The sequence below is a fragment of the Paraburkholderia phosphatilytica genome, assembly GCF_003443895.1.
GTDB lineage: Bacteria > Pseudomonadota > Gammaproteobacteria > Burkholderiales > Burkholderiaceae > Paraburkholderia > Paraburkholderia phosphatilytica.
Genome location: NZ_QQOA01000008.1, coordinates 179,128 through 195,676, shown reverse-complemented (window position 1 = coordinate 195,676; position 16,549 = coordinate 179,128). Strand labels below are relative to the sequence as shown.

Below are 16,549 nucleotides of genomic sequence, written 5' to 3'. Positions count from 1 at the left end.
CGCATGAACCTCCGAGCCTTGCAGTGCTTCGTGATCCTCGCCGAGGAACTGAACTTCAGCCGCGCGGCCGAGCGACTGCATATCGCGCAGCCCGCGTTGAGCCAGCAGATCCGCTCGCTCGAAGAACGCCTCGGCGCCACGCTGATCGACCGTACGCGGCGCCCGCTGATCCTTACCGAAGCGGGTCAGTATCTGTGCACGGAGGCGCGCCAGATTCTCGGTTCGCTGGAGCAGGCCGCGCTCGGTGCGACGGAAATCGGCATGGGCAAGCGCGGCTGGCTGAGCATCGGCTTTACGCGTTCCGCGATGTATAGCATCCTGCCCCCTGCGCTGAAGGCCTTTCACGCAGAGTACCCGCAGGTCGAGCTGAAGCTCTTCGAGATGCTGACTGAAGAGCAGGCCGACGCGCTGCGCGATCTGCGCATTCACGTCGGCATCGGCCGGCAGCCGCTGCCGATCGACGGCTGCACGTCGCGCACGCTGTTGCGCGAACGTCTCGTCGCGGTGCTGGCCACGGACCATCCGCTCGCCGCGAAAAAGACCGTGCGTATCGCCGAGCTGGCGGATACGCCGTTGATCCTGTTCCCGAAGCATCAGAACGCGCAGTTCAAGCGCTCGGTGCAGGCGTTGTACCGCGATGCGGGCGTCGCGCCGTTCATCGCACACGAGGCGTATGAAATCCAGACCGCGATCGCGCTCGTCGCGGCGGGCCTCGGCGTCACGTACGTGGGCGAATCCGTCGCGAAGCATGGCCGTGCCGATGTCGTGTTCCGCCACCTGACCGGCCCCGGCTCGTCGCACTGGTCGACGCTCGCTTCCACCTTCCGCACCGACGACATGTCCCCGCATCTGCGTGCGTTCCTGCGCTGCCTGCCCCCGCCGCTCGCGGACAGCACCTCGGGCACACCCGGCACACCCGGCACACTATAAGCTCAGCCTTATACAAGCATAAGCAACACGTCTTGGACGCGGCACCGCCGCGTCCCTACTATTCAATCAGCACTTCCGTCCTGGCGGACAGCGCATCCGGCCCGTCATTCCGCGCGAGCCGGCCCCGGCAGCACCTCTCACGACAGCCCTCGCGGCAGTCGATTCATAAGAAATGCGGCGGCGTACGCGCAGACCGCGAGGCAGGAGACAGCATGACCCAAGTCAACGAAGCGGCCACCATGCGAAAGGTGTATGGGCGATTGATGCCCCTGCTCTTCGCGATGATGTTCTTCAACTATCTCGACCGGATCAACATCGGTTTCGCGGCGCTCGACATGAACGCCGACCTCCACTTCAATCCCGCGGTATTCGGCTTTGCGGGCAGCGTGTTCTTCATCGGCTACATGGTGCTGGAAGTGCCGAGTAATCTGCTGCTGGATCGCGTCGGTGCGCGCCGCTGGATCGCACGCATCCTGCTGACGTGGGGTGCGGTCGCAACGGCCACCGCGTTCGTGTTCGACGCGAAAAGCTTCTACCTGCTGCGCTTTCTGCTGGGCGTGATGGAAGCCGGCTTCCTGCCCGGCGTCGCCGTCTATCTGACCAAGTGGTTTCCGGAGCGTTACCGGGCGCGCGCGGTGAGCGGCTACATCATCGCGGGCTCGTTCTCCGCGGTGCTGGGCGGCCCGATCTCCACCACCGTGATGACTTACGCGAAAGGCGTGCTCGGCTTGCAGGGCTGGCAATGGATGTTCATCGTCGAAGGCGTGCCGGCGATGCTGCTGGGGCTGCTCACGCTGCGCATCATGACCGAGCGGCCCGCTGACGCGGACTGGCTCGACGACTCCGAGAAGCAGTGGCTCGAAAGCACGCTCGCCGCGGAACGCGAAGCGCTCGGTGGCACCCGGCATTTCCCGCTGCTGAAAGTGGCGGGCGACATCCGCGTGTGGAGCCTGGCGTGTCTGTTCGGCTGCGCGCTCGTCGGCATCTATGGTCTCTTCATGTGGCTGCCGCAGATCGTCAAAAGCCTCGGACACCTGAGCAATATCGAAGTCGGCTTCCTGTCGGCGGTGCCGCCGCTGCTCGGCGTGCTGGGCACGTACCTCGTCGGCCGCAGTTCCGACCGCACGGGAGACCGCAAGAAGCACCTCGCGTTCGTCTACGGGATGAGCGCACTGGCGATCGCGGGCAGCGCGTATGCGCCGAATCCGCTGGTCGCCTATGCGCTACTCTGCGTAACCGGCCTCTTCATCTATGCGGGCAATCCGCTGTTCTGGAGCCTCGCCGCGTCGTTCCGCACCGGCGCGGCGGGCGCGGCCACGATCGCGCTCATCAACACGATCGCGCAGTTCGGCGGCATCGTCGGACCATGGAGCATAGGCCTCGTGCGGCGCGCCACCGGCAACTTCACACTGGCGCTGTTGACCATCGCGGGGTTCCTCGTGGTGTCCGTGATCATCGCGCTGGTGATGCGCGTGAAGCCGTCAGAAGAACAGACCGGCGCATCGCTCGCGAACCACGACGCGGCCTCGCGCACCTGATTTCGCACAACCACCTGGACCATCGGGAAACCCGCCTCATGATCATCGATTGCCACGGGCACTATACGACCTCGCCGCCGCAGCATGAAGCGTGGCGCAAACAGCAGATCGCCGCGCTGAAGGACGGCGGCACGGTGCCGCCGCGCCCGCACATCAGCGACGACGAGATTCGCGAAAGCATCGAAACCGGCCAGCGCCACATCCAGCGCGAACGCGGCACCGACGTCACGATCTTCTCGCCGCGCGCCGCGGGCATGGGCCACCATCTGGCGTCCGCCGATGCGAACGCAGTGTGGTCGAGCGCGAGCAACGATCTCGTGCACCGCGTCTGCAAGCTGTTTCCGCGCAACTTCGTCGGCGTGTGCCAGTTGCCACAGGCACCGGGCGTCGCGCCCGAGAATTGCATCGCGGAACTGCGCCGGTGCGTGGAAGAGTTTGGCTTCATCGGGTGCAACCTGAATCCGGATCCGTCCGGCGGCCACTGGTCCGGCCTGCCGCTCACGGACCGCTCGTGGTATCCGCTCTACGAAGCGATGGTGGAGCTCGACGTGCCCGCGATGATCCACGTGTCGTCGTCGTGCAATCCCAACTTTCATGCAACGGGCGCGCACTACATCAACGGCGACACGTCGGCGTTCATGCAACTGCTGACTGCGGATCTTTTTGCCGACTTTCCGACGCTGCGCTTCATCATTCCGCACGGCGGCGGCGCGGTGCCGTATCACTGGGGACGCTATCGCGGGATCGCGCAGGACATGAAGCGTCCACTCCTGTCCGAATATCTGCTGAACAACGTGTTCTTCGATACCTGCGTGTATCACCAGCCCGGCGCGGAACTGCTCGCGAAGGTGATACCGGTGCGCAACATCCTGTTCGCGTCGGAGACGATCGGCGCGGTACAAGGCATCGATCCGGAAACCGGCCACTACTACGACGACACGCGGCGCTATATCGACGCAATCGACTGGCTCAGCGCGGGCGATCGCCAAAGCATCTACGAAGACAACGCGCGCGCGGTCTACGGACGCCTGTCCGCGCAACTCGAACGGCAATTCGCGAGCGAAGGAGCGACGCAATGAATCCGACCGGATGGAAAGAATTCGAATCGGCCCCTCAGGCAAGCAGCGCGACGCTCGATGCGCTGCGTGAACTCGCGGTTTCGCTGCTGAGCGACAACATGGCACGCTCGGGCGGCGCAATCGGTTTGCGTCCGTACCATCGGCCGAGGCCGATGGCAGGCACGGCCATCACGGTGCGCACGCGCGGCGGCGACAATCTCGCGATCCATCGCGCGTTCGACTACTGCCGCCCCGGCGACGTGCTCGTGATCGACGGCGCAGGCGAAGTCACGCAGGCGCTGATGGGCGACATCATGGCGAGCTTCGCGCAAAGCCTCGGCGTGCAGGGCCTCGTGATCGACGGCGCGATTCGCGATGTCGGCGCGCTGAGCCAGCGCGATTTCCCCGTCTACGCGCGCGGCGTCACGCATCGCGGACCGTACAAGAACGGGCCGGGCGAGATCAACGTGCCGGTGACGGTCGGCGGAATGGTCGTGCATCCGGGCGACATCGTGGTCGGCGACGAAGACGGCGTGCTCGCGATCGCGCCCGCGGATGTGGAAGCGGTGATCGCGGGCGCGCGCAAGCAGGCGGCGAAAGAAGCGGCAGCATTGAAGTCGATCGCCGAAGGGCGTTTCGACCGTTCGTGGGTGATCCCGCAGCGCGACCGGATGATGAACGGTTGACGACTTGCTCAACCGCCGCGAACGCGCGCATGATGGCGCGTTCGTTCCTTCGACTCGCCGCAGCCATGCCCGACCATCTGAACACCGCCACGCTCATCGACTACGCACGAACCGCGGAAGCCAAAGCGCCCGGCGACTGCGCGTGCACGAAAACGCCGCTCGACGGCTGGCAATCGCAGCCGCTCTCGCTCGACGAAACGCAGTTCCGCGAGATCGGCACCTTGATGCCGGAACACGATCCAGAACCGACGTTCGCCGAATATCTGCCCGGCAAGATCAGCTACTGGTCCGCCGATGCGCCTGTCGCGCCGAACTACTTTCCGTACAACCGCTGTGGTGTGTGGGAATGCACGATCTGCGGGCGTCTTTATCTGCGCTACACCGAAGGCGGCGGCTATTTCGTCGATCGCAGGATTCGCGCGGTGCGTGCCGCGCTGATCGAGGATGTGCCGCTTTGAGCGGCGAATGCGCCTGCACCACCGCGCACCTCGAACCCAACACTCACTCAACCGGAAAACCCGCAGCAAACGACTCCCGCAGAAAATCCACGAACCGCGTCACGGCGCGCGGCACGTGCGGCGCGTACGGGCGCACCACATACAGTTGCGAAGCGAACGCCCCCACCGGCCGCCAGTCGGGTAGCAACACCACGAGCTTGCCCGCCTGCAGCGCGGCCTGCGCGCTGAAATCCGGCAACAGCGCGATGCCCAGATGTTCGAGCGCCGCGTCGCGCAGCGCCTCGCTGTTGTTCGCCGCAACCGGTCCGTTCACCGTCACGTTCGCGCGCGACTGCCCGGCGCGCCGCCCGGGCTTTTCGAACGACCATACCGCGGACCCGAGCGCGCGCGGATAGACCAGACAGTCATGCTGCGCGAGGTCGGCGGGTGAAAGCGGCGTGCCCCGCAGCTTCAGGTAGGCGCGGGTGGCGACGATCACCGAACGCGTATCGCAGAGCTTGTGCGCCACATGCGTTTCGGGCACCTGTGCGCTATGACGGATCGCGAGGTCGAAGCCTTCGTTCGCGATCGACGTGAGCCGGTCCGACAGTTCGAGTTGCACCCGTACCTCGGGATTCGCGCGGGCAAACGCCGCGAGACGCGGCACGAGCTGCTGACGCGCGAACGCGACGGGCGCGGTCACGCGCACCGTGCCGCGCGCGACGGAGGCCATGTCCCGCACCCCCGCGAAGCTCGCCGCAATGCGCTCGAATCCCGCATGCGTCTCCTCGACGAGCCTTCGCCCCGCTTCCGTGAAGCGCACGCTGCGCGTGGTGCGCTGCACCAGCGCGACGCCCGCCACCCGCTCGAGTTCGGCAATCCGCTGGCTCATCGCCGCCTTGCTCACGCCGAGGCGCGCGGCGGCCGCCGTATAGCTGCCCTGCTCCGCGAGCACGTTCAGCCAGTGCAGATGCGTCCAGAGCGCCTCGATCTTTTGCGTATCCATGTTCGTGATCCCGTCGTATGCCCCGCCAGTCGGGCCGATGATAGCATCGCACTGCCGCATCATTCATCACTCGCCATGCGGATTGTTCACATAACAAAACAATCAGTTAAGCCAGCGTGGCTTCGCACGCCGGGGTGAATTCCGTAGACTGCGCTTAACCTACCAACCCGCGAGGAGATGACATGCAGCCTTACACCGATTCCGCCGACGTCGTTCACTTCATCGGCGGCAAGATCGAGCGCGGCACCGGCGACCGCACCCAGGCGATCTTCAACCCGGCGACCGGCGCGTCCGCGCGGCGCCTGGTGCTCGGCGAGGCCTCCGACGTCGACACCGCCGTGGCGAGCGCGAAGGCCGCGTTCCCGGCCTGGCGCGACACGCCGCCGATCCGCCGCGCGCGCGTCATGCTGCGCTTTCTCGAACTGATGAACCGCCATGCGGACGAACTCGCGGCCATCATCACGGCCGAGCACGGCAAGGTCTTCACCGACGCACAGGGCGAAGTGGCGCGCGGCATCGACGTGATCGAATTCGCGTGCGGCATTCCGCAGCTCCTCAAGGGCGACTACACCGAACAGGTGTCGCGCGGCATGGACAACTGGACGCTGCGCCAGCCGCTCGGCGTGGTGGCCGGCATTACGCCGTTCAACTTCCCGTGCATGGTGCCGTGCTGGATGTTCCCGGTGGCACTGGCCTCGGGCTGCACGTTCATCCTGAAGCCGAGCGAGCGCGATCCGTCGGCGTCGCTGTTCATGGCGCGCCTCTTGAAGGAAGCCGGTCTGCCCGATGGCGTGTTCAACGTCGTGCAGGGCGACAAGGTGGTGGTCGACGCGCTGCTCGCGCATCGCGACGTGAAGGCGGTGAGCTTCGTCGGCTCCACGCCGATCGCGAACTACATCTACGAGACCGGCGCGAAGCACGGCAAGCGCGTGCAGGCACTGGGCGGCGCGAAGAACCATATGGTCGTGATGCCCGATGCGGATCTCGATCAAGCGGTGGATGCGTTGATCGGTGCGGGTTACGGCTCGGCCGGCGAGCGCTGCATGGCGATCTCGGTCGCGGTGCTGGTGGGCGACGTCGCCGACAAGATCATCCCGCGCCTCGCCGAGCGCGCGCGCAATCTCGTCGTCAAGAACGGCATGGAGCTCGATGCCGAGATGGGCCCGATCGTCACGCGCCAGGCGCTGGAACGCATCGAAGGCTATATCGAAACCGGCGTGAAGGAAGGCGCGAAGCTCGTGGTCGACGGTCGCGGCTACAAGGTGCCGGGCCACGAAGACGGCTTCTTCACCGGCGGCACGCTGTTCGACAACGTCACGCCGGAAATGCGCATCTATCGCGAAGAAATCTTCGGGCCGGTGCTGGCATGCGTTCGCGTGAAGGACTTCAGCGACGCGGTGCAACTGATCAACGACCACGAATTCGGCAACGGCGTCGCGTGCTTCACGCGCGACGGCAACGTGGCGCGCGAGTTCGGCCGCCAGATCGAAGTCGGCATGGTGGGCATCAACGTGCCGATTCCGGTGCCGATGGCATGGCACGGCTTCGGCGGCTGGAAGCGCAGCCTCTTTGGCGACATGCATGCGTACGGCGAAGAAGGCGTGCGCTTCTACACGAAGCAGAAGTCGATCATGCAGCGCTGGCCGGAAAGCACCGAGAAGGGTGCCGAGTTCACGATGCCGGTCGCGAAGTAATCCATCGACGTGTCGCTTCCCCCATCCGCGGGGAAGCGACCGGTATCGGTGCGGTGTAGTATCCCGTCATACCCAGGTTGCGGCGCGCATGCGCCGCCAATCTGCGGCATCCCGCTTCGGCCCAGGTTCGTCGGCCCAACATCGGACCCTGGCATCGGATAGCGTCCACTGTGACAACGGCGTAGCCAGGAACACGTCATGTCAATCGACTGGAAGCGCCGCGTCACACTGTTCGTCCAACGTTTCTGGCAACCGACCAGCGCGTGCATGACCTGCATGCCCGGAAGCTGGGGGAACATCTCGAGCGTCGCCCATTGGTCGATTGCGTTGCACACGGGTCTCTTCACCGGACTCATCGCTGTGCTGCTCACGTTCACGCCGGCCGCGAAGCTCTACACGAACCGCTATGGCAACGCGCTGATCGTCGGCGGGCTAACCATGGTGGGCGACGTCTACTCGCATGCCAGTCACTATCGCATTCCCTGGGTCGAGCACGTTCTGACGGGGACGGTTTCAGGTCTCTTCGCGCTGGCCGCGTCGTTTCTGCTCGAAGACCGCGCACGAAGGCTTCGTGCGCTGTGGACCCGGCTGCTCGGACGAAGCCGCGTGGTTTGATCGCCCGCACTTCCGCACTTCATTTGCCTGCCAATAGCACGACGGTTTCCTTCCCCGCGTTCGCGATGTTCGCGTTTTCCCTTGGTTGAATCTTCGGGTCTTCTGTTTCAGACTGCATGCATAGTGTGATCACAGGTCACAGATCGCGAAACAGTCGAAACCGGAGGACACGTGCCGACACGGCCTGGTAGCAACGATCTGCCGCCGCTGGAGCTGGTGCAGCGCGAAACGATGGCCGACCGCGTCTACGCGCAGTTGCGCGAGGCGATCATGACTGGCCGCTTCGCGCCGGGTCAGCTGCTCAGTCTGCGCGGCGTCGCGGAAGCGGTCGGCTCGTCGACGATGCCAGTACGTGCCGCGTTGACGCGGCTGCAGGCGGAGGGTGCGCTGATCGACGGCGTCGGCCGCGCGCTGATGGTGCCGCCGATGACGCTCAACCTGCTGGAAGAACTGCGCGATGTGCGTATTGCGCTCGAAGGCTGCGTGGCGGCGCGCGCCGCGTCGAGAATGACGCGCCCGCATCTCGACGCGCTGCAGGCGATTTTCGACGTGATGGACGCGCGCGTGGAAGCCGGCGACGTCGCCGGTTATCTGCGCAGCAATTTCCAGTTTCACATCGCGATCTACACGCACGGCGCGAGCGAGATCACGCTCGCGACGATCCAGAACCTGTGGATGCGCATCGGGCCGTTCCTCAATCTGGTCGCGCCGGACATTCCGCATATGCGCCAGTCGATGGAGGCGCACCGCAAGATCGTCGAGGCCTTGTGGCGCGGCGACGGCGAAGGCGCACGCGCCGGCATCGCGCAGGACATCGGCGATGCGGCGGCCGATCTGCGCGAACGGCTGCAGGAGCAGCGGGCGGCCAGCGCCTGACTATCTGCTGACTATCGGCTGAACAGCGGCCGACAGCAGACGGCGCGCAACGCGCCGGCAAGACGAACCGCGAGGCGTGGACCCGCACCTCGCGCCGATGATCCACGAACACTGGAGGCAGCGGCATGACGGTTTTGCAGATGTTGAAGCCACGCGCAGGGCTGCGCGTGCTGGTCACAGGCGGCGCGGCAGGCATCGGCCTGACGATTGCCCGGGCGTTCGTGGAAGCGGGCGCGCGCGTGCATGTGTGCGACGCGAGCGAAGCCGCGATCGACGCATTGCGCGCGGCCGATCCCGACACCCAACGGATCACCGCAACCCTCGCCGACGTCGCCGACCGCGACGCGGTGGACAAGGTGTTCGACGACGTGTCGCGCGAACTCGGCGGACTGGACGTGCTCGTCAACAACGCGGGCATCGCGGGCGACACCGGCGGCATCGACGAACTCGATGTCGACGGCTGGGAACGTACCGTCGACATCAACCTGAACGCGCAGTTCTACTTCGCGCGCCGCGCGGTGCCAATGCTGCGCGAGGCTTCCGGCGGCGGCGCGATCATCGCGCTTTCGTCGGTGGCGGGCCGGCTCGGCTACGCTTACCGCACGCCTTACGCGGCCACCAAATGGGCGATCGTCGGGCTGACGAAAAGCCTCGCGATCGAGCTCGGTCCCACCGGCATCCGCGTCAACGCGATCCAGCCGGGCATCGTCAAAGGCCCGCGCATGACGCGCGTGATCTCGGCGCGCGCGGAGCAGCTCGGCATCAGCTACGACGACATGGAACAGCAATACCTGTCGCGGATCTCGCTGCGGCGGATGACGACCCAGGAAGAAATCGCGGCGACCGCCCTCTTCCTGTGTTCGCCCGCGGGGCTCGGCATCACAGGCCAGGCGATCTCGGTCTGCGGCAACGTCGAAGTGCTCTAGCACCCTCCGACGGCGATATCCCGCGTACTCCTGACTAACGCGGTCGACCTGAGGCAAAGGGTTCGCCGTCTCATCGAATCTCGCGTCGGGAAGCGACGCAACGAAACATGAGGACAACATGGCAGCCAAGCGAAAAGTCATCATCACCTGCGCGCCGACGGGCGCGATTCACACGCCGTCGATGTCGCCGTATCTGCCCGTCACGCCGCAACAGATCGGCGACGCGGCACTCGCGGCCGCGGCGGAAGGGGCAGCCATCCTGCACCTGCACGCGCGTGACCCGAATGACGGCCGGCCCACGCAGGACCCCGCCGTCTTCCAGCAGTTTCTACCGCGTATCAAGGCGGAAACCGACGCGGTGATCAATCTCACCACCGGCGGCAGTCCGCACATGACGGTGGCCGAGCGTCTGCGCCCGGCGCATCACTTCCAGCCGGAAGTCGCGTCGCTCAACATGGGTTCGATGAACTTCGGTCTCTATCCGATGCTGAATCGCTTCAAGGAACTGAAATACGACTGGGAGCGCCAGCATCTCGAGAACAGCCGCGACCTCGTGTTCAAGAACACATTCGCGGACATCGAGACCATCCTGACGTCGTGCGGCGCGAACGGCACGCGCTTCGAATACGAGTGCTACGACATTTCGCATCTGTACAACCTCGCGCATTTCGTCGACCGCGGTCTCGCGAAGCCGCCGTTCTTCGTGCAGAGCGTATTCGGGCTGCTGGGCGGGATCGGCGCGCACCCCGAAGACCTGATGCACATGCGCCGCACCGCCGACCGCCTGTTCGGCAACGACTACGTGTGGTCGATTCTCGGCGCGGGCCGCAACCAGATCCCGCTCGCGTCGATCGGCGTCGCACAGGGTTCCAACGTGCGCGTGGGTCTCGAAGATTCGCTGTGGCTCGAACCCGGCAAGCTCGCTGAATCCAGCGCGGCGCAGGTCATGAAGATCCGCCAGGTCATCGAAGGTCTGTCGCTCGAGGTGGCCACGCCGGCGGAAGCCCGCGCGATGCTGAGCCTCAAGGGCCCGGACGCGGTCAACTTCTGAGGCGCGGAGACGGATATGGCCATTCCCGAACTCAAGGTCGTCGCGATGCCGACGGGCTGGCTTACGGTCGACCGCTCGTCGCTTGTGTATGCGCGCAACTACGGTCAGCAGGTTCGCATTCCGGTGTGGTCCACGGCGATCGTCGGCGCCGACCAAAAGATCGTCGTCGACACCGGTATTCACGACCCCGGCTGGGTCAGCAGTTTCGTCTGCCCGTGCGAGCAGGCGCCTGAAGAACGGCTGGAACGCGCGCTCAAGGAATACGTGGGCTGGAATGCCGACGACGTCGACATCGTGATCAACACGCACCTTCATTACGACCATTCTGGCGGCAATACGTTGTTTCGAAACGCTCGATTCATCGTTCAGTACACCGAATGGGAATATGCGGGCCGGCCGCTGCCGACCCAGGCCACGTTCTACCAGGAATTCCTGATCGGCCGCGAGCCGCTCGCGTGGTTCCGCTGGCACTTCGTGCACGGCGTCGCGGACATCGTGCCCGGCGTGCGCGTGCTGCCGACGCCAGGGCACGCGCCTGGACACCAGTCGGTCGTCGTCAATACCGCCGAAGGCGTCACGGTGATCACCGGCGACTGCGCGAACTGCATGGAAAACATCGTGGATGGCGTACCGGTCGGCATCGTCCACGAAACCGCTGCCGAACTGGCGTCGCTCCGACGCATCCGGCAGATCGCCGACATCGTGATACCCGGGCACGACCCGGACGTTGCGCCCGGCTCGGCAGGACTGCGCCTGCCGGCCGCCGCCCGCCTTCCGCACGTCGAGGGCTAACGCAGAACAACCATAACCCGCTGCAGTACTGGAGGAAGACATGAACTTCATCACGCGAGGCCTGCACCGTGCGGGCCATCTGCTACGCGCCGCCGTCCGCGGCGCGACGCTCGCTGCCGTGTTCGCGGGCGCGCTTGCCGCGTCCGGACCCGCGAGCGCAGCAGGCAAGTACAAGATCTTTCTGTCGATGAGCTATGTCGGCAACGACTGGCAGACCGAAGCCGCGAACATGGTCAAGGCGATGGCGCTCACGCCCGCGCTGAAAGACAAGATCGACCTCGAGGTGCAGGTGGCCGGCACCGACGCGCAAAAGCAGATCCAGCAGATCAACTCGATGGTGCAGGCGGGCGCGAAGGCGATCGTCATCTATCCGATCTCGCCGACCGCGCTCAATCGCGCGATCAGGAACGCATGCTCGAAAGGCGTCGTGGTGGTCGCGTACGACGGCGAAGTGACCGAGCCGTGCGCGCACAACATCACGATCGACCAGCACGAAGCGGGACGCGTGACGGCGGAATGGCTCGTGAAGACGCTCAACGGCAAGGGCAACATCGTGATGATCACGGGCGTGCCGGGCACCTCCGTGGACCGCGCGCGCACCGAAGCCGCCAAGGAAGTGTTCGCGAAGTCGCCGGGCATCAAGGTGATCGCTGAAGGCACCGGCATGTGGAGCCAGGCGACCGCGAAGACCGAGCTCTCGAAGATCCTCGCCACCAACAGCTGGGACAAGATCGATGGCCTGTGGATGCAGGTGGGCTGCTTCACGGCCGCTTCGATGCAGCTCGATGCCGGCATCGCCGACGACAAGATCCGCCCGTGCGCCGGCGAATCGGCGAACGGCCACCGCGTGCAGATGCTGCCGCCGGGCACGGTGAAGGGACAAGGCGCGTATCGCTCGTTCGGCTACCGCTCGATCTCGTATGGCTCGCCGCCCTATTCCGGCGCGCTCGCGCTGCAGCTCGCGGTGCAGAAGCTCGATGGCAAGGATTTCCCGCAGCACGTGACGCTGAAGCTGCCGCTCGTCGACAACGAGCATTCGAAGCTGTGCACGACCGGTTCGATCGACGAACTGCGCGGCGGCTGCTCCGCATTCGCGCCGGACAAGGTGCCGCCTGGATGGTTCGCGGACATCTACTCGGATGAAACGCGCGAACTCGGCCTGGGCGCCGCGCTGAACGGCAAACCCGACTGAACAGGAGCGTCGCGATGACAGCCTCGAACGATCCGGTTCCCGTTGAAACCGCAGCGCCGGCAACTCCAGCGGCAGGCGATTGGGCGATCAACGTTGAAAGCGTGACCAAGCGTTTCGGCGCGACGCTCGCACTCGACCGCGCGTCGTTCCAGGTCCGTCGCGGTACCGTGCACGCGCTGCTCGGCGAGAACGGCGCGGGCAAATCGACGACGGTCAAGCTGCTGTCCGGCATGCTGCAGCCAGACGACGGCCGCATCGAGGTGCTCGGGCGCGATGTGCGTCTGCGCAGCCCGACGGACGCGCATCGCGCTGGCGTGCAGACCGCGTTTCAGGAAATGACGCTGGTGCGCGATCTCACCGTCGCGCAGAACCTGCTGCTCGCGAACGAGCCTGCCAGCTGGCTCGGCCGCATCCGGCGTTCGGACGCGCATCGTCGCGTCGCGCGCTGGCTCGAAACGCTCGAACTCGACGACGTGCGTCCGGGCGCCTATATCCGCGACCTCGCGCTGCCGGTGCGCCAGAAGATCGAAATCGCGCGAGCGATCGCGCGCGACCCGCAGATTCTGCTGCTCGACGAGCCGACCTCGGCGCTGTCCGCGCGCGACGTCGCATGGCTGCGTCGACGCATCGACGAACTGAAGGCGCGCGGTGTGACCTTCGTGTTTATCTCGCACCGCATGCAGGAAGTGCGCGACTTCTGCGACAGTCTGACGATCTACCGCAACGGCCGCGACGTCGGCGCGTTCGACACCGCATCTATTACGGATGACGAAATGATTCGCCTTGTGATCGGTCGTTCGATCGAAGCAAAGTATCCGCCGAAAGAACCGCCGGCCATCCACGCGAAGGAACCCGCGCTCGAAGCGCGCAACATCCGCGTCGACGGCACGGTGAATGATTTCAGCCTCACGCTGAAGGCCGGCGAAGTGCACGGCATCGCCGCGCTGCAAGGCATGGGGCAGCGCGAGCTGTTCGAAGCGCTGTTCGGCGCCGAGTATATCGACGACGGCCAGTTGCTGGTCGACGGCAGGCCGGTCACGCTGACGTCCACCGCCGATTCGCTGAAGGCGGGTGTCGCGATCAGCCTGCTGCCGGAAGATCGCAAGACCGAAGGGCTGTTTCTGCGGCTGTCCGGCGGAGAAAACATCTCGCTGCCGGTGATCCGCCGCTATACGCGCTTCGGTCTGATCCGGCGACGCCAGGAACGCGCGGCAGTGCGGCGCGTGCTCGCGCAGATGGAAGTGAATCCGCGCGCGGAATACAAACCGTGTCTGTCGTTTTCGGGCGGCAACCAGCAGAAGATCGCGATGGCGAAGTGGCTGCTCACGCAAAGCCGCGTGTGGCTGATGTTCGACCCGACGCGCGGCATCGACGTCGGCACCAAGCATCAGATCTTCCTGCATATGCGAGCGTTCGCCGCGGCGGGCGGCGCGGTGCTGTTCTATTCGACCGACGTGCCGGAACTCGTGAACGTGTGCGACCGCGTCTCGGTCATGTATCGCGGCCGCAACGTGGCGGAGCTGGCCGACAGCACGCTCACCGAGGAAAACGTGATGCGCCGGATGCTCGCGAGCTGACTCGACGAGCGCGATGGACAAGCTTATGAGGACCACCATGAACAACGCAGTGGCATCGCCCGACAGCGAGATCGCGCGCCCCGGCGCGCGGGTCGGGATCGGCGCGCGCATCGACCATCATCGCGGGCTCATCATCGCGATCGGCGCGCTCGCCGCGATGATGATCGCGTGGATCTCGCTCTCCGCGACGGCCGTCGGTCTGTACGACGTCGGCTCGGTGATCTCGAGCGGCGCCACGCTCGCGCTCGTCGCGATCGGCCAGACCATCGTCGTGCTGAGCGGCGGCTTCGATCTGTCGGCTTCGGCGGTGCTGTCCGTCGCCAACGTGCTCGCGGTGCACTTCGTGCACGGCACGCCCGTCGAGCAATGGGCAGGCGCGGCGCTGATCGTCGCGATCGGCGGCGGCATCGGCTTCGTGAACGGCGCGCTGATCGCGTGGTTCCGGCTGCAGTCGATCGTCGTGACGCTCGCGACGATGTTCATGGTGCAAGGCGTCACGCTGCTGATCCAGAACAAGCCCGGCGGCAGCGTCGGCGACCAGTTCTCCGGATTCGTCACCGCCGACCTGATCCCCGACAAGCTGCCGATGTCCGCGGGCATCCTGATCGCGGCGCTGCTGGTGTGGGCGTTCATCCGCCGCACGCGCTACGGCGTTGGCCTGTACGCGATCGGCAGCGACCCGGACAGCGCGTATGCGAACGGCTCGCCCGTCGCGGGCTATCGCATCGCCACCTATGTGCTCGCCGGCATGTTCTACGCGCTCGCCGGGCTCTACGTGTCGGCGCAGACCGGCTCGGCGGACCCGCTGGTCGGCCGCCCGCTGCTGCTGTCGATGTTCACCGCGGTCGTGCTGGGCGGCACGCGGCTCGGCGGCGGACGCGGCGGTTGCGTCGGCACCGTGGTCGCCGCGATGACGCTGATGATCACCGTCAACATTCTGCTGGTGCTGAACGTGTCCGCATTCTTCACCACGATTGCCGAGGCCGTGATCCTGATTCTCGCGGTACTCGGTTCGTCGATCGGCCGCGATTCCGCCGCGCACGAATGCCTGCGGCACGCGGCGCAATCGCTGAAAGCATGGCGCACCGGCACGCGCGCCCGCACCGGCCGCGACGTGCGGCACGTGACGTTCGAGATCGCCGACGCGCGACCGGTCGCCAATACGGAACTGCACGGACGGTGGTTCGCGGACTGGCTCGAGCGCAACCGCGAATGGGTGCGCTACATCGTGCCAGCGTGGCTGCTGTTCGTCGGCGTGCTCGCGGCCACGGCGGTCGTCTATGGTCCGCACGTGCTGGTGAGCGCGAATTTCTACAGCAGTCTGCTCACGCTCACGCTGTTCCTCGCCGTGCTCGGGCTCGGCCAGGGCGCCGTGATCCTGACGGGCGGCCTCGATCTGTCGGTGCCGTGGCTGATCACGCTGGCCGGCGTGCTGCTGACCGGCCTCACGCACGGCGTCAACGACAACGCGCTGTGGGCGATCCCGCTGGTGCTCGCGGCGGGCATCGTTGCGGGCCTGTTCAATGGCCTCGGCGTGGTCGTGCTGGGACTGCCGCCGATCGTCGTCACGCTGGCCGCGAACGGACTGCTGCAAGGCCTCACGCTGCTGTATTGCAACGGCTCGCCGCAGGGCTGGGCACCGCCCGTGCTCAGCCAGTTCACGAACGAGCGCTTCGGCCTGTTGTCGCCCGCGGCGTGGTGCGTGCCGCTCGTGCTCGCGGCCGGCTTGCTATTGCTGCAGCGCACCGCGTTCGGCCGCCGCATCTATGCCGTCGGCAATTCGCCGGTTGCGGCGAAGCTGTCCGGCGTGCGCGTGGGTGCAACGCTGGTCGCCGTCTACTGTCTGTCTGGATTGTGCTCGGCGATCGTCGGTCTGCTGCTCGCTGGCTTCAGCAACCAGGCGTTTCTCGGCATGGGCGATCCGTATCTGTTGCCGTCGATCGCCGTGGTGGTCGTGGGCGGCGCGCTGATCACCGGCGGTCGCGGCCACTACCTCGGCGTGTTCGGCGGCGCGCTGCTGCTTACCGCGCTCAGCACGCTGCTTGCCGGCACCACCGTGCCGCCCGCGGTGCGCGACATCATCAACGGTGTCGTCGTGCTGGCCGCCGTCGTTACGCTGCGCGACCGCAAGAGCTGAAGTCATCGACTGCATCACCCACATGGAGCCACGG

The 16,549-nt window shown here is 65.9% G+C and carries 15 protein-coding genes; 14 read left to right on the top strand and 1 reads right to left on the bottom strand.

The window, feature by feature from the left end; all coding sequences use genetic code 11:
* The first annotated feature begins 3 nt into the window (after nt 1-3).
* The 5 genes from DVS29_RS11225 (at nt 4) to DVS29_RS11205 (ending at nt 4,670) form a co-directional block, all read left to right on the top strand.
* Complete coding sequence (locus tag DVS29_RS11225; protein WP_118180528.1) at nt 4-930, top strand: LysR family transcriptional regulator; 927 nt, start codon at nt 4-6, stop codon at nt 928-930.
* Between the two features lie 212 nt (nt 931-1,142).
* Nucleotides 1,143-2,468, top strand: a complete 1,326-nt coding sequence (locus DVS29_RS11220) for an MFS transporter (protein WP_118180527.1) — start codon at nt 1,143-1,145, stop codon at nt 2,466-2,468.
* 38 nt (nt 2,469-2,506) lie between these two features.
* Entirely contained in the window at nt 2,507-3,547 is a 1,041-nt protein-coding gene (locus DVS29_RS11215) for an amidohydrolase family protein (RefSeq protein ID WP_118180526.1), read from the top strand.
* A complete protein-coding gene (locus tag DVS29_RS11210; RefSeq protein ID WP_118180525.1) occupies nt 3,544-4,212 on the top strand; it encodes an RraA family protein in 669 nt (222 codons plus the stop codon). The genes DVS29_RS11215 and DVS29_RS11210 overlap by 4 nt, the downstream gene beginning before the upstream one ends.
* A 65-nt stretch (nt 4,213-4,277) precedes the next feature.
* Nucleotides 4,278-4,670 carry a hypothetical protein gene (locus DVS29_RS11205; protein WP_118180585.1) on the top strand — a complete coding sequence of 131 codons (393 nt, stop codon included), beginning with the start codon at nt 4,278-4,280 and terminating at the stop codon, nt 4,668-4,670.
* A 43-nt stretch (nt 4,671-4,713) separates the two neighbouring features.
* Here DVS29_RS11205 and DVS29_RS11200 read toward each other — a convergent pair whose 3' ends face one another.
* On the bottom strand, nt 4,714-5,655 hold the full coding sequence (locus tag DVS29_RS11200) for a LysR family transcriptional regulator (RefSeq protein WP_118180584.1): 942 nt from the start codon (nt 5,653-5,655) through the stop codon (nt 4,714-4,716).
* A gap of 182 nt (nt 5,656-5,837) precedes the next feature.
* Between DVS29_RS11200 and DVS29_RS11195 the strand changes: the two genes are divergently transcribed.
* From DVS29_RS11195 to DVS29_RS11155, 9 genes are all read left to right on the top strand, one after another.
* Nucleotides 5,838-7,349 (top strand): CoA-acylating methylmalonate-semialdehyde dehydrogenase, encoded by a 1,512-nt coding sequence (locus tag DVS29_RS11195; protein WP_118180524.1) that lies wholly within the window; start codon nt 5,838-5,840, stop codon nt 7,347-7,349.
* A gap of 198 nt (nt 7,350-7,547) precedes the next feature.
* A complete protein-coding gene (locus DVS29_RS11190) occupies nt 7,548-7,964 on the top strand; it encodes a hypothetical protein (RefSeq protein WP_118180523.1) in 417 nt (138 codons plus the stop codon).
* Between the two features lie 231 nt (nt 7,965-8,195).
* A complete protein-coding gene (locus tag DVS29_RS11185) occupies nt 8,196-8,840 on the top strand; it encodes a GntR family transcriptional regulator (protein WP_118180583.1) in 645 nt (214 codons plus the stop codon).
* Nucleotides 8,841-8,965: 125 nt separating this feature from the next.
* The gene (locus tag DVS29_RS11180; RefSeq protein WP_118180522.1) at nt 8,966-9,766 is read left to right on the top strand and encodes an SDR family oxidoreductase; all 801 of its coding nucleotides are present in this window, start codon (nt 8,966-8,968) and stop codon (nt 9,764-9,766) included.
* A gap of 118 nt (nt 9,767-9,884) precedes the next feature.
* Complete coding sequence (gene kce, locus DVS29_RS11175) at nt 9,885-10,817, top strand: 3,5-dioxohexanoate:acetyl-CoA acetone transferase (RefSeq protein ID WP_118180521.1); 933 nt, start codon at nt 9,885-9,887, stop codon at nt 10,815-10,817.
* A gap of 15 nt (nt 10,818-10,832) precedes the next feature.
* Nucleotides 10,833-11,609: an N-acyl homoserine lactonase family protein gene (locus DVS29_RS11170; RefSeq protein WP_240655544.1), complete on the top strand. Its 777-nt coding sequence runs from the start codon at nt 10,833-10,835 to the stop codon at nt 11,607-11,609.
* Nucleotides 11,610-11,649: 40 nt separating this feature from the next.
* Complete coding sequence (locus DVS29_RS11165; protein ID WP_118180520.1) at nt 11,650-12,801, top strand: sugar ABC transporter substrate-binding protein; 1,152 nt, start codon at nt 11,650-11,652, stop codon at nt 12,799-12,801.
* 14 nt (nt 12,802-12,815) lie between these two features.
* Nucleotides 12,816-14,378 carry a sugar ABC transporter ATP-binding protein gene (locus DVS29_RS11160; protein WP_118180519.1) on the top strand — a complete coding sequence of 521 codons (1,563 nt, stop codon included), beginning with the start codon at nt 12,816-12,818 and terminating at the stop codon, nt 14,376-14,378.
* 37 nt (nt 14,379-14,415) lie between these two features.
* Nucleotides 14,416-16,515, top strand: a complete 2,100-nt coding sequence (locus DVS29_RS11155; RefSeq protein ID WP_118180518.1) for an ABC transporter permease subunit — start codon at nt 14,416-14,418, stop codon at nt 16,513-16,515.
* The last annotated feature ends 34 nt before the right edge of the window (nt 16,516-16,549 follow it).